Annotated in this window: 10 protein-coding genes; 8 read left to right on the top strand and 2 right to left on the bottom strand. The window is 37.1% G+C overall.

Going from position 1 to position 14,958, the window contains the following annotated elements; genetic code table 11:
- Positions 1-150 precede the first annotated feature (150 nt).
- From QMN76_RS03340 to QMN76_RS03375, 8 genes are all read left to right on the top strand, one after another.
- The gene (locus tag QMN76_RS03340; protein WP_051461785.1) at positions 151-1,104 is read left to right on the top strand and encodes a peptidylprolyl isomerase; all 954 of its coding nucleotides are present in this window, start codon (positions 151-153) and stop codon (positions 1,102-1,104) included.
- 18 nt (positions 1,105-1,122) lie between these two features.
- On the top strand, positions 1,123-2,055 hold the full coding sequence (locus tag QMN76_RS03345; protein WP_034336396.1) for a peptidylprolyl isomerase: 933 nt from the start codon (positions 1,123-1,125) through the stop codon (positions 2,053-2,055).
- A gap of 125 nt (positions 2,056-2,180) precedes the next feature.
- Positions 2,181-3,416 (top strand): bifunctional glutamate N-acetyltransferase/amino-acid acetyltransferase ArgJ, encoded by a 1,236-nt coding sequence (gene argJ, locus QMN76_RS03350; protein ID WP_034336393.1) that lies wholly within the window; start codon positions 2,181-2,183, stop codon positions 3,414-3,416.
- 38 nt (positions 3,417-3,454) lie between these two features.
- Positions 3,455-4,651, top strand: a complete 1,197-nt coding sequence (gene rlmN / locus QMN76_RS03355) for a dual-specificity RNA methyltransferase RlmN (RefSeq protein ID WP_034336391.1) — start codon at positions 3,455-3,457, stop codon at positions 4,649-4,651.
- A 136-nt stretch (positions 4,652-4,787) separates the two neighbouring features.
- Positions 4,788-5,669, top strand: a complete 882-nt coding sequence (locus tag QMN76_RS03360; RefSeq protein WP_034336388.1) for a bestrophin family protein — start codon at positions 4,788-4,790, stop codon at positions 5,667-5,669.
- A gap of 88 nt (positions 5,670-5,757) precedes the next feature.
- On the top strand, positions 5,758-6,345 hold the full coding sequence (locus QMN76_RS03365) for a CarD family transcriptional regulator (protein WP_034336386.1): 588 nt from the start codon (positions 5,758-5,760) through the stop codon (positions 6,343-6,345).
- 139 nt (positions 6,346-6,484) lie between these two features.
- On the top strand, positions 6,485-8,233 hold the full coding sequence (gene dld / locus QMN76_RS03370; RefSeq protein ID WP_282023778.1) for a D-lactate dehydrogenase: 1,749 nt from the start codon (positions 6,485-6,487) through the stop codon (positions 8,231-8,233).
- 37 nt (positions 8,234-8,270) lie between these two features.
- Positions 8,271-9,878 (top strand): tetratricopeptide repeat-containing glycosyltransferase family protein, encoded by a 1,608-nt coding sequence (locus QMN76_RS03375; protein ID WP_282023777.1) that lies wholly within the window; start codon positions 8,271-8,273, stop codon positions 9,876-9,878.
- Positions 9,879-9,881: 3 nt separating this feature from the next.
- On the opposite strand, the gene QMN76_RS03380 is transcribed toward QMN76_RS03375, so the two are convergent.
- Positions 9,882-14,138: a translocation/assembly module TamB domain-containing protein gene (locus QMN76_RS03380; protein ID WP_282023776.1), complete on the bottom strand. Its 4,257-nt coding sequence runs from the start codon at positions 14,136-14,138 to the stop codon at positions 9,882-9,884.
- A complete protein-coding gene (locus tag QMN76_RS03385; RefSeq protein ID WP_034336378.1) occupies positions 14,138-14,956 on the bottom strand; it encodes an AsmA family protein in 819 nt (272 codons plus the stop codon). The genes QMN76_RS03380 and QMN76_RS03385 overlap by 1 nt, the downstream gene beginning before the upstream one ends.
- Between the last annotated feature and the right edge of the window lie 2 nt (positions 14,957-14,958).

Raw genomic sequence — 14,958 nt, forward strand, 5'->3', positions numbered from 1 at the left:
AATATATATTTTTTTAATATTCTTTACTTTGTCTCACTTCACCAAATAATCAAATTTGACTAAAGACAATTTTTTTTTCATGTGATATAATTGCCCTCAAGTATAATTTGTTAAAACAAACACTAACTTTATCATTTTTAAGGTATTTTTATGTCTATTTCTAATAAAACTTTTCGTTTTGCGGCAAGTCTTTTAATTACATCAAGTCTTTTTAGCACTGCTTTAATGGCCGCTGAACCAGCTAAAGAACCTGCTAAGCCTGCTAAAGCTGAAGTTGCAGCAGCAACAAACGATGCTTCTTCTTTGGAAAATGCAGATAAAAGCACAGTCCTCGCAACGGTTAATGGTCAAAATATTACTGTTGGTGATGTTTTAGATGCTCGGAAACTATTACCTGCTCAATTAAGCCAAATCCCTACTGGTGTTTTATTGCCTATGATGGTTGATCAAATGGTTGACCAAAAAGCTGTTCAACAAGCTGCAGAAAAAGCAAACTTGGAAAATACGCCAGAAGTTCAAAAACAATTAAAACTTGCTAAAACAAGTATTATTCAAGATGCATTCTTGAAAAATAAAGTTGAACCAACAATTACGCCAGAAGCAATAAAAAAATTCTATGATGAAAATTATGCGAATAAACCACCTTTAAAAGAGGCTCATATTCGTCATATTCTTGTAAAAACACAAGCAGAAGCTGAAAAAATCATTAAGGAATTAAAAGCTGGTAAAAAATTCGCTGATCTTGCAAAAGCAAGTTCTATCGATAAAGCAACAGCTGGTCAAAATGGTGGCGATCTTGGTTGGGTAAAAGCTGATGAGCTTGTTCCTGATTTCTCCAAGGCTGCATTTGCAATGAAAGCAAACACAACCAGCACCACGCCAGTAAAAAGTCCATTTGGTTACCACGTTATTCAAGTTTTAGCGTATAAAGAGGTTCCTGTTCCTCCATTGGATAAAGTAACACCAATGATCCGCCAAAAGCTAATCCAACAAAATGTTAAAACTGTTATTGATGACACAGTAAAACAAAGTCAAATTACTAAGAATGATGCTGTGATTAAAAAATATACCATTCAACCACCCTCACCTCCTACTGCTCAATAAGGTTGAATTTAGATAAAAATGATTGTTTTATTTCGTAATAAGAAATTTATTTTTTATATTTTTACGATTACTCAAACAATCATTTTTTCTTATCCAGTAAAGGCCATATCCGCTCTTTCTTTACCTAATGATAACTTTTCTTCTTCTTTGTTAAGCACATCCGAACCAATCAAAGCACCACCAAGTTCATTAGAAATTACAAATTATCCAAAGCAAATATTAGCACGTGTAAATAATGAACCCATTACGGTAGAGGACGTAGAAGCTTTAGTTTCTAATCTACCCCAAGAATTAAAATCTCTACCAAAAGAATTGTTATATCCGCAACTTATTAAGCAACTTATTGTTGACCGTGCATTAATGGTTGCAATTCAAAAAGATGGAATTGATAAGCAGCTCTCCGTCCAGCAAGATATTCAAGTGGCGACTAAAAATCTGGTTCAACAAAAACTTTCACAAGCCTATTTTTTCGAAAAACTAAAACCTTTTTTAACAGAACAAGCAATTCAACATTATTATAACGCGCATTATTTACATCAACCGCATGTCAAGGAAGTGCATTTACGTCAAATTATTGTTCAAACTCCAGAAATAGCCCAAATTATTTTACAAAAACTCAAAGATGGACATACTTTTACCGATCTTGCCAGTATTTATTCTATTGATTTACAAAATGGAAAAATAAAACAAGGAGATATAGGTTGGTTTAAAGAAGACACTTTAACACCTTCTATTGCCCAAACCATCTCTGTTTTGCACAATGATGAATATACAAAAACACCTATTAAAACGGATTATGGGTGGGTGTTATTTCAAAAAATTAACGAGCGTTATAGCTCAACTCCACCCTTAAATTCTGTCAGGCAAAGCATTAAAGAACAAATAACCAAAGAAGCAATTATGAAATTATACGAAGAAAGCTTGAAAAAAGTTCATATTATAGAATATTAGTCTTTATAAGATTAGACGCTATTGATTATATTCTTAAAAATATCATTATTAAATGTTATTTCTGTTTTATTATTAATCCAATATTTTTTAATCTTTTGCACTTCATTGACAAAGGTCTTTTCATTATGAGTAAACTTCCAACCTCTCCGCTAGCGGTTGCTCTCCCTTCATTACCTCCTGTTCCTGGAGTGCGCTTGGCTTCTATTGAAGCAGGGTTGAGATATTCGGGGCGCTTGGATTTAACTTTGATGGAATTTGCACCTTCTACAACGGTTGCTGGTGTATTTACTAAAAACAAATGCCCTGGAGCCCCTATCGATTGGTGTCGTAGCGTTTTAAGCAATGGTACAGCCAGAGGATTATTGGTTAATGCAGGTATTGCCAACGTTTTTACAGGCAAAGCTGGCTTTGAAGCAGTTCAACATTCTGCTGAAGCTGCTGCAAAAGCTATTGGCTGTCATGCAGAAGAAATATTTGTAGCCTCTACAGGTGTTATTGGTGAACAATTACCTTATCAAAAAATTGTACATATTATACCAAAACTCTATCAACAACTTGATGATAATCAGTGGACAGAAACCGCACAAGCGATCTTAACCACAGACACCTTTGCCAAAGGCTATTCTTTGAAAACCAAAATTGGCACAGAAACGGTCATTATTCAAGGAATTGCAAAAGGCAGTGGCATGATCGCCCCTGATATGGCAACTATGCTTTCTTTTGTAACAACAGATGCCAAACTGCCCGCGTCTGTTTTACAAGCATTATTGTCGGAAAAAGTTAAAACAACCTTCAATGCAATTACCGTAGACTCTGATACCTCCACCTCTGATACGCTCCTCTTATTCGCGACAGGCATTGCCAACACTCCTGAGATTACCGATGCTTCTGATCCACGCCTGACTGATTTTGCAAATAGCCTTGAAAAAATACTGAAAGAGCTTGCTTTATTAGTTATCAAAGACGGTGAAGGGGTCAGTAAACTGATCGAAATTACCGTTGATGGAGCCGTCAGTCACGAATCTGCCCATAAAATTGCGATGGCTATAGGTAATTCACCACTTGTCAAAACTGCGATTACAGGTGAAGACGCCAATTGGGGGCGCGTTGTTATGGCTGTTGGAAAAGCTGGAGAGCCTGCTAATCGTGACACTTTATCCGTTTCTATTGGTGGGGTTTGGGTGGCTCATGAAGGTGGGGTTTTGTCTGATTATGACCGCACAATAGTTGATCGTCATATGTCAGAAGAAACCGTTAAAATTAAAGTTGATCTTCATTTGGGAAATGGTACAGCAACGATATGGAGTTGTAATCTTACCAAAGGATATATTGACATTAATGGCTCTTATCTTCGTTCTTAATTTTTCTCTTTTTCTCTTATTTTGGAATATCTTGTTTTATGAGCGCTGCTGAAACTCTTACCTCTCCTTCTTTGATGGATTTAACCCAAGAAGAAAAAGCCAGAATTTTGGCTAAATCTGCACAATTTTCTCCTCCTTCACCGGTTTTACCTGACGGTAGAACTGAGCTGGTGGGAATGTCCCGTGCTGAATTAGAACAGTTTTTGGTGGATATGGGAGAGCAACGCTTTCGTACTAAGCAACTGTGGCATTGGATCTATCACAAAGGGGCCACGGACTTTAACGAAATGACTTCTATTGGCAAACCTTTGCGTGCCAAATTATTAGATCGCTGTGTAGTCAGTAGACCAAAAGTTGTGACTGAGCAAACCTCTAAAGACGAAACGCGTAAGTTCCTTTTCCAATTCAGAGACGGTCAAGAGGCAGAAACGGTTTATATTCCAGACCGCAGGGCAGATCGTGGTGCTGTTTGTATTTCATCTCAAGTAGGCTGTACGCTTTCTTGTCGTTTTTGTCATACTGGCACGCAAAATCTGGTACGTAATCTTGGTGCTGCAGAAATTATTGGACAGTTTATGGCTACCAGAGACAGTTATGGTGAATGGCCAACGCCTACGGCAGATCGCCCCAGATTATTATCAACCATTGTTTTAATGGGTATGGGTGAGCCTTTATATAATTATGAAAACATTGCCAAAGCCATGCGTATTGCTATGGATGACGAGGGTATCGGTATCTCAAGGCGCAGAATTACACTCTCCACTTCTGGTGTTGTACCTATGATGGATCAATGCGGAAGTGACTTGGCAATTAATCTGGCAATTTCTTTACATGCTGTCAGAGACGATCTGCGAAATGAAATTGTCCCTTTAAACCGTAAATATCCAATTAAAGATGTCCTTGATGCTTGTCGTCGTTATCCTGCAGCCAGCAATTCGCGACGTATTACATTTGAATATATCATGTTACGCGGTATTAACGACAGCGAAGCTGAAGCTCATGAATTGGTTCGTTTATTAAAAGGTATTCATGCCAAGGTTAATCTTATTCCATTCAACCCTTGGCCAGGAAGCGATTATAAACCTTCTCATACCCAACAAGTGCAAAAATTTGCTGATATTATTATGCAAGCTGGATACTCATCCCCTATTCGAACCCCACGTGGCAGAGATATCTTGGCTGCATGTGGGCAATTACGCACCGAAAGTCAACGGGTAAGAGCAGCTGATAAGTGATTTCTGGCAATAATGGATTTTATATAAATCTTTTTTTCTTAAAAATGACATATTTTCTTGTAAGCATTAAATTTACTTATATATTAGCTATTTATTATTATAATAATGCAACCACAACAATAAGAGACATTAATTAATGGTCGTTAATGCCCGCCGTGGCCTTAGATTTATCATACAAGATAGTATCAAGGCGCTTTTTATTCTATTCATATGGGATATGATGGTTGTTATTTGTTATAAATTATTTCATATTGATATGTTCGATCAATCAGCTTTACCAACAGCTATGATCGGCTCTGTACTCGTATTATTTATGAATTTCAGAAATAATACTGCCTATAATCGATGGTGGGAGGCCAGATCTCATTGGGGCTTGATCACCAATAATTGTCGTTCTTTTTCCAGACAATGCTCTACTATTTTAAAAGGTCATCCAGATTTAACCCGTGCTATTGCTGGATACGCTTATGTTTTAGCATATCACTTACGTAATAAAGATGCTTTATTAAATAGCAATGTTAAACGTGTGTTACCTGTCCATATTCAAGAATACATTAAAGGGTTAAGAAATCAGCCCAACGGTGTTTTATTTCAAATCGGATTAATGGTTACACAGGAATGTGAAAAAAAGAAGATTGATGGTGCCATTCACTCTCAAATAGACCGTATTTTGTCTGATATTGCCAATGCTCAAGGCGCTTTGGAAAGAATTAAAAATACGCCCTTATCTATTCAATTTTCTACTTTACCGCGTTTTCTAACTGAAATTACTTGTGTTATCTTACCTTTCTCTATGGTACAAACTTTGGGTTGGTTAACACCGCTTGGCTCTGCTTTAGTAGGGTTCTTATTCATAGCCTTGGATAAAATCGGCAGTGATTTACAAAATCCCTTTGATGAAAGCCCACACTCTTTACCGATGCTAACCATGACACGCAGTTTAGAAATTGATTTGTTAGAGCAAATTGGCGATCCAACAGGTGCTCCGATTGCACCTGTGAATGGTATTCAATGGTAAATTTAATTGAACATATCTCAATTGTTTCTTCGAATCTGAATAAATAATTTTAGTGACAATATGTCAAAATTATGATAAGGTCGTTTAAATGAATATATTCCGTTCCTCCCCAAAAGGCGGTGTCACAGATGAAATGGCACGCGCTGCTATTGCGAAAACCGCGACCCAAGAAGTAACTAATAAAGATACTTTTCCTTTTCAAGAAGGCGATGCCATCGTGTATGCCGCACATGGAGTTGGGCGTGTTGATCGTATCGGTGTAGAAGATATCGCTGGTACGAAACTGGAAATGATTCAAATCTCTTTTCCAGATAATCAAATGACTTTACGTATCCCTTTGTCAAAAGCAAAAAAAGCGGGACTTCGTAAAATTGCATCCAGAGAAATCGTAAGCAAAGCCATGTCGACCATTAAGGGCAAGCCACAAAATAACAAAGGCATGTGGGCCAGACGAGCTGTTGTTTATCAAGAAAAAATTAACTCTGGTGACCTTATTCAGATTGCCGAAGTTTTACGCGACTTGCGCCGAAATGTTGACAGTCTTGATGGAAGCTTCAGCGAAAGAAAATTATTTGAAGCTGCACAAGAACGTTTCGTAGCTGAAGTTGCTGTTTTAGAATCTAAAGACACAACGACTGTTCTAAATGAATTAACAGAAGTTATGAAATCAGCTTAATTAATCAATTTCAGGTTATCAAAAAAGAGGGTTTAAATAACCCTCTTTTTTTTTGATAAATAGTTTTTTTAGGTTATTATACGATTTCTTTATTTTTATCATTAATAAAAAATATTTTATAATAAAGTTTATAACCATCATGTTTTTCAAAAATAAACGCCCCTCTTTACCTTTATCCCTTACTCAGCAGCAACTAGTATCTTCCTTAACGAACATTGTTGGAGCTCGAAATATTATAACCAGCCCTAACAAGATGGGATTATTTTGCAATGGTTTTCGATATGGGTCAGGTAGGGCAATCGCTGTTGTTCAACCAGATACATTACTGAAACAATGGTATATTTTACAAGCTTGCGTTAACGCAAATACTATTGTGATTATGCAAGCAGCGAATACAGGATTAACAGGGGGATCAACCCCTGATGGTAATGATTATGATCGTGATATTGTATTAATTAACACGATGAAAATGAAGAATATATATCTTATCAATAATGCAGAACAGGTTGTTTGCTTACCTGGTGCTACTTTGAATGAACTTGAAAAAAAACTTAAACCTTATGCACGTGAACCGCATTCTGTTATTGGTTCTTCTTGTATTGGAGCCTCTGTGCTAGGAGGCATTTGTAATAATTCAGGAGGGGCATTAGTACAACGAGGCCCAGCCTATACAGAAATGTCCTTATTTGCACAATATACTACAGAAGGAAAATTAGAGTTAGTTAATCATCTAGGTATTGATTTAGGAAATACTCCAGAAGAAATCTTAACACGTTTAGAAAACGGTCAATTTAACGCCTCACACATACAAAAAACAGATAAATATTGCTCTGATCATCATTATAAAGAAGTTGTCTGCCAAGTTAATGCCCCTACCCCTGCACGTTATAATGCAAACCCTACACATTTACATGAAGCATCAGGATGCGCGGGAAAACTTGCAATTTTTGCTGTAAGGCTGGATTCTTTCGCACAAGAAAAAGAAACAAAAGTGTTCTATATTGGGACTAATAATCCAGATGATTTAACACAAATACGCTATGATCTGTTATCACAACATATTATACCTGTTTCTGGAGAGTATATTCATAAAGATGCCTATGATATTGCCGCTGTTTACGGTAAAGATACTTTCTTGTTTATTAATTTTTTCGGAACGGATTATATTCCATTACTTTTTAAATTAAAAAATCGCTTTGATTATTTCTCTAAAAAATTTAAATTTTTACCTGAGCACCTCAGTGATAAAATACTCCAGTTTGCCAGCACTTTATTTCCACAACATTTACCTCAACGCATGAATCACTATGCAAATACATATCAGCATCACTTACTCTTAAAAGTTGGTAAAGCTGATATTGATCAAGTAAGCTCCTATCTAAAAAAATTCTTTCAAAAGCGATCTTCTGGCCAATATTTTGAATGTAATACCGATGAAGGTCGTAAAGCTTTTTTACAACGCTTTGCCGTTGCTGGGGCAGCTGTTCGATATCGTGCTATTCATCATAAAACTGTCGAAAATATACTCGCCCTAGATATTGCTTTACGTCGTAATGATAAAGAGTGGCTCGAAACGCTTCCCTCTGAAATTGAGAGCAAATGTATGCATAAGCTTTATTATGGTCATTTCTTCTGTCATGTTTTCCATCAAGACTATGTTATCCATAAAGGCAATGATATCTTTGCACTTGAAGAGGAAATGTTAAAGATCTTGAATGACAGAGGTGCAGAATATCCAGCAGAACATAATGTTGGTCATTTGTATCATGCCAAAGAAACATTAAGAAAATTCTATCAAACGCTAGACCCTTGCAATATATTTAATCCTGGGATTGGTAAAACCAGCAAATTAAAATACTGGGAAAATATGAATAAATTTGATAAATAATCGTATAGTTTCTGACCTTTTATTTTGTTGATCAATAATGCCAAATTTTTTAAAGTCTCCTGATGATACATTCATTAATCAAACGAACCTCCTTTTACACCAAGGAAAATTTGAGCAAGCACTTACTTTACTGCTTCCATATAAAAATCATAAACTGAGCCAAGCAATTATGACTTTACTTGGTATTGCTTATGCTGGCTGTAATCAACCAAAAGAAGCTGCATATCATTTATGCCTTGCACAACAACTCAAAGATTCACCACAACGCCACAGCTGTGCCGAATTGGAACCGTATCTAGGGAGTTACAATTTATACCCTTCGATTTTTGAGGTTTATCATGAAGCATTATTAAATCATCCGAAAGACGAATTGCTTTATGTTGGTTATGCCAGTGTTTTACAGCAGACAAAACAATCTGCCAAAGCCGTTCTATACATAAAAAAATGCTTAGCCTTCTCCAAAAATCAAGCAAGGCTACTCAATATTTTAGCGACAATCCTTTTTGAAGCGGGAAAATATCCGCAAACGTTAAAACTCTACAGTATTTTAGAAAAACATAATGAAAATAACGTAACAATCCTTGCAAATCTTGCTTCTTATCATAATGCAGTTAATGATACAGAACAGGCTTTATTATATTATCGCAAAGCTATTATGCTTCAACCAAATTGGCCAGCGTTACGCGTTAATTATTCTATCTGTTTGCTGAAAGCTGAATATTACTATCAAGGGTGGGTTGAACATGAATGGCGTCTTGACACTCCTAATCACAGCACTTTACCCAAAGAAACACTTCTCCCTACGCTTACCGATACCATGGATATTACGGGGAAAAAGATTTTAATTACTCAAGAAGAAGGCCTTGGGGATACCTTAATGTACCTCCGTTATGTACCAGAACTTATCAAACGGGGTGCTATTGTAGAATTATGGATTGCTGAAACCATGAAAGGACTATGTGAGCGCCTTAAAGGTAAACCCAAAGTGAAAGTTGGAGGTGAAGAACCCCCACCATTTGATTGGCATTGCCCTTTTATTTCCTTGCCCAGAGCCTTGAGTGCTGATCCAAGAAAAGACAAATTTAAACCATATCTAACAGCTGACCGTAAAAAAGTTATTTATTGGAAAAATAAACTGCCTCAAACCAAACAACTTAAAGTTGGTCTCGTTTGGGGAGGTTCCCCTCACCCTGGTGAGATTCATGCTATGATGACTGATAACAAACGCTCTATTGATTTATCGAAACTGATACCTTTATTACGCTCTGTAGAAAATACTACTTTTGTTAGCTTACAAATGGGACATTATGCAGATCAAATTCATAATCTTCCTAACGATATCTCTATATTTAATCCTATGGATGAAGTCCAGGATATGGATGATACTGCTGCGATATTGATGAATTTAGATATCATCATCTCTGTTGATACTTCGGTTATTCACCTTGCTGGAGGACTTGGATGTCCTGCAATTTTATTAGATAGATTTGACAATTGCTGGCGCTGGATTTCAGGAGAAGAATATAGCCCTTGGTATCCAAAAATCAGAATTGTTCGCCAGACTCGCCCAAGAGTGTGGAGTGATGTCGTAAAAAAGGCCACTTCTATTTTACAAGAAATGGCTCGCAAACACAAAGCCACATAAATTTTAGTAATCAAATTTATATAATAACCCAATGCTACTGCCAGGATCGTTATCTGGTGTTACAAACCCAGATTTATCTTCACCTGTACCAACAGTAGCTGTTGCTTTGAGACGTTTGGTAATATCGACTTGCATTTCTGCCTGTGTTCCTTGCGTTCCTGTGGATTGCTTTGCACCCAAATATACCCCTTTCATAAGGTATTTTCCTGCAGAAACGCTGGTTCCTGAAGACGGGCCTTGGTTACTGCTGCTGCTTCCCCCACCAACAGACAAGCGATCCAGTCCTAGGGATTTGCGCACTGTCCCTATAGGATCAAACCCGCTACCTTCCCCGCCTAAGGTCGCCAAAGCCACACCAATTTCAGCCATTTGTGTTGTCGATAAACTTTGTGAATCAACACCAAACAATAACATGGCCAAGACACGATCTTGAGATAATGGTGGAGAAGAACTTAAAGAGATTTTAGGAGAACTGGCATAGCCTGTAATGCCTAAGCTTACTGTATTACCCTCTACTGATTTTTTAACTTCAAAATCCAAAGAAGGATCAATTTTATGATCTACGTTACTTCCTTTAAAGCCAATAATCCCTCTGGTAAATTCAAGAGAAATACCAGCCATATCAATATGACCATTTTGCATTTCAAAGCCACCACTGATTTTGGGTGCATTGGCTGTACCACCAATATGTAAAGAACCCGCCATATCGGTAAATAAGCCAAAGCCACGAACTAAAATTTGCCCTGCTGACTTTATCGTCAAATCCAAACCAATTTCAGGCCCTGTACCACTGCTCTGCGATGTTTCAACCTTATCCCCAGGGCGTATGACTTTCAAAGGGACAACCGAACGCGCCATAGAATGAGGAATATTAATATCAGCACGCTTAATTTTAACTGTTCCGCCTACATCTATTCGTGTTTTTGCCATTCCTTTAATATTAATGTCACCATCCAATATCGCTGTAAGTAAATCACTCACTAATGGTTTGGCTTTGTTCATACCGAAATGCAAATTAACAGGAATACCAGGTTGAAAAATACCAATTTGACCATCTGCGTTCATACTTCCCTCTCCTGCTTTTGCAGAAAAAGATTGCAACACAATACGATCTCTTTGCCCTAAAATAGAAGCTTGAACATCTCTTAAAGTAACCCCTTGAGCATAATCTCTAAAACTACCTTTAGTTAAATGAATAGCCCCTGTAATCGCTGGAGAGCTCATGCTTCCATTAACCAACATAGCTATATTAATAAGGCCTTTCACTTGCTGCCCAGAAGCACCAACAATTGCATTAGCCACGGCTAGATCAATATCACCATTCAGTCTTAATGCAATATTCCCTTTAGGTTGCAAAGGCACCGTTCCATTAACAATAGCATTTACTTTTTGCCCAACTTGAAGTCTGGTATCTAAATTAGCAGTAGTTCCATTCAAATTGGCCAATGCGGTTAATTGTGCTGGCGGTAATGAAGCCGCACTACCCGTGGTCAGTTGCATATTCTGGGCATTTAAGCGGATATTTCCCTGAGGTTTTTCAAGAGAGCCTTTTAATTGTGCCTGTATATTTATCACACCTTTGGCATGTAGATCAGGAGCAAAAGGTTTCGCCAATGCAGGGGTAATATTTTGAATAGACGCGGTTATAGCTAGTTTTGGTTTTATTGTGCCTGCAATATCAACAGTCGCTGGGGCGGCACCCACAGGGGCAACAGACAATCTTAAACGATTAACGCTCCATTTTTCACCAAATTCAGCCTGTAGAGGTGCCAATAAACGTATATTTTCCCCTTTGACCAAAGCTGTAAATTTTTGAATATCCACCTTTTTCTTAAGCAAATCCAAAACTAAAGCTGTATCTATATTGCCTTTTGCATCTAAAAGAGAAGGGAAATTACCATTTAATGTCAGTTTTAAAGCATCCATCCCACCACTGGCAGTCATCAAAGCATTTCCTTGAACAACCTTAGGAACTTGTAATTGATTGGCTTGCAGTTTTAAATTTACATTTGGTTTGCCAACAGGATTATCAACATAACCTGATAAAGCAATTTTTCCTATCTTAGCTTGAGGCATACTTATCTGACTGTTCAAATCAATCAATAATTTTGATGTTTTTTCTGCTAAGCTATGAATATCTAAATGAATATTACCATCAATCTTTTGGTTAATTAAACGACCAAAATCTGATAGACGTGCAACATCCAATTTTATAGTCCCAATAGGTAACATACTCTTTTCAGGTAAAACTATGTCAGCTACAGCTTTTAAACCACGCCATTCCATCTGCTCAAGCTTTAGGTAATATTGCTTTTCCTTTTCAGCAAGCCCTGCTTGAAGCTTTATATTAACAGGGGTTTGATCTAAATTGCCCATCAAGGCAACTACTGCAATGGGTCTAGACGTAACATGTTGCGCATTTGCAGTTAATTCCAACTGGCTGGGGCGTAACACATAACCACTATTAGCAGTTGTACTTAATGTTGTAGATAATTTTAATGTTGCTGCCAAATCCTGCAAAGAACCATCGATATTCATTTGAGCATTTGCTTTACCCTTCACCATAGGTGCCGCCGCAGACAAATCTTTGACTTCTAAATTAAGCAAAGCCTTTACTTGTTCGTCAATCAATGACCCTTGAGCATTTAAATTAACTTGCTTGCCATTAAATACCAAAGATTGAAGTATCACTTTTTGCTTTGGTTCTTGTGTAACTTGAGCATGCAAACCAATATGACCTTGCTGACCAATCATTTGCACTGCGATTGGCAATCCACCTGTAATCATCAATGGACCATCAAGATCGATATGAATAGGATTTTTAGGATCCTCAGGCAAATCGAACGCCATATTCAGAACAGTTGATCCTTTTAAATCAACATTCCCTGTTTCAGCCAAAGGTTTCAGCTCTGGAACATATAGCTCAAGGCTTCCATGCAAAGCAGGTTTTATAAAAATGCGACCAAAAACTTTAATTAAGTGATGGTTAATTTGCAAATCAACAGATTCATCCTTTTCTTTGGGATGGTAAACGACATCCAATGACAAAGGACTGCCCGCAAGTAACTTAGGTTTAGCCCCTGGAATACGAAGACCATCAGCCACCAAATTTAACCTTACCCAAGGACTGCTGATTTTATCTTGGTTACCCGCCAACGAAGTTAAATCTTCTCCCTTGAACTGTAACAGTAATTTATTAACCATCGCATCACCGGCAGCTAGGTCGGTCAACTCAAATTTACCTGCCCCTGCAGGAGATTGAAATGCACCATGAAGTTTGGCATCTATATTCCATCCTCCCCAACCAATCGTGGGGCTTAATGTCATAGCAGGTGAATGACCTGTTAATGCGATATCCATTGCAGAATGAATAAGATCTATATCCCCATTTACATTCAATTTTGTTTGAGCTGCAGAGAGATCAATTTTTGTTTGTAATTTATCAAAAGGACCTTTTAGAGAAAGACTCAAAGACAATGGTGTTAGCTGATCCATTTTTAATAAACGTTCAATCAACCCATCAGACTGCTGTTTTGCATTAATTATTAACGAAGATTTATCAATTTTTTGGTTACCAATTTCCGCTAGTAATTGAAGGTCTGTTGCTTGATTTAACTCCCAAAGATGCAAAGATAAATGAATATTCGATAAGTCATTAAATGATTGAAAGTCAGCAACCTTCAAAACATTTTGAATGAATATTTTACCCTTGAGACCTACTGCGATATCGATAGGAGCAACCTTATCCGCAACAAATAATTTATCAATTTGTATATCGTTAATATTTGCAGACACTACTATATCAGAAGTCGAACTTGAACTATCTTTTGCTGAAGCAGGTTCAGACGAAGAGGGCAAATTATAAACATTAACTTCTTTGGCATATAACCGATCTACATGTATTTCTTTACGCAATAATGCCAGCAAAGACCAATCAAGTTCTGTTTGTTTTAACGATAACCAAACCCCAATCTTAGGGTCTTTCAGCTCTATTGTATCCACACGCAAATGATTAGGAAAAGATCCGGACAGTCCACTAACCTCAACACTGTGCCCAGTTAATTCTCCAATCTGCTTGGCTAGATAATGTTGCCCTTTTTGTGTATTTGCAAAAATTATCAAGCAAGCTATGGCGACGACAACCAAACCGACCAAACTCCCAAACAACCATCCTAAAACCCATAAAAAACGATGGCGTTGACGCCATTTCTTCTTGGTTACTTTTTGTAATTCTGTTGTTTGCTGATCTATGGGCTGCATTAAATTTCTTCTCCTAAACCAAGATAAATTTTTAATTCATTATTACTGTTAGGCTTTGGATATTCAGGTAGCATGATAGAAAAATGCAAAGGGAGAAACGGTGCATTATACTCTTTTCCATCTTTATTTTCTACGCTGCCGCTAATCTTACCTCCAAATTGAAAATCCGCAGGTTGTTTTACAGCTAAAAGACGTAATTTAGGATGTGCCATGAAGGCTTCCTTTAATGTGTCAATGTTCATTATTTTGGAAAGATTACGAATTTTTACTTTTCCATCAACACTAATCGATATATTTCTTTTGGCAATTTGCTCTGAAATAAAAAAATGATCTATTTGAAGATGTTGAATATTAACTTGATAGGGTAAATCAGCAAATCTATGTTCTGTTTGAGTAATGTTATTATCTGTTTTTTCAGGCTTTGGTGGTAAATTGTAAAAATCAATTTCTTTGGCTACCAAAGAACGAATAGAAATTTCATTGGATAATAACGCCAGAGGTGACCATTTTAATTGCACCTCTTTTACCTCCGCCCATACCCCGACCGCATCATTGTTAAACTGTATTTGGGCGATGGTTAAATCACTAGGGGAAAACCCCGATAAACCTTGAATTCGAATATGACCATCAGTTGTCTGTTCGATCTTGTCTGCAATATAGTTTCTACCTATTTGTGTATTAACAAAAACAAACACAGCACATATAAGAACAATAATCGTGCTGCATAGAGCGATAAAGAAAATTATCAAACGCCATAAAATAGGATAGCGTACTTTATATGTTAGTTGTTTCGTTGCAGTCTGTGACTCTGTATCCATAA

Source organism: Commensalibacter papalotli (ex Botero et al. 2024) (assembly GCF_947179115.1).
GTDB lineage: Bacteria > Pseudomonadota > Alphaproteobacteria > Acetobacterales > Acetobacteraceae > Commensalibacter > Commensalibacter papalotli.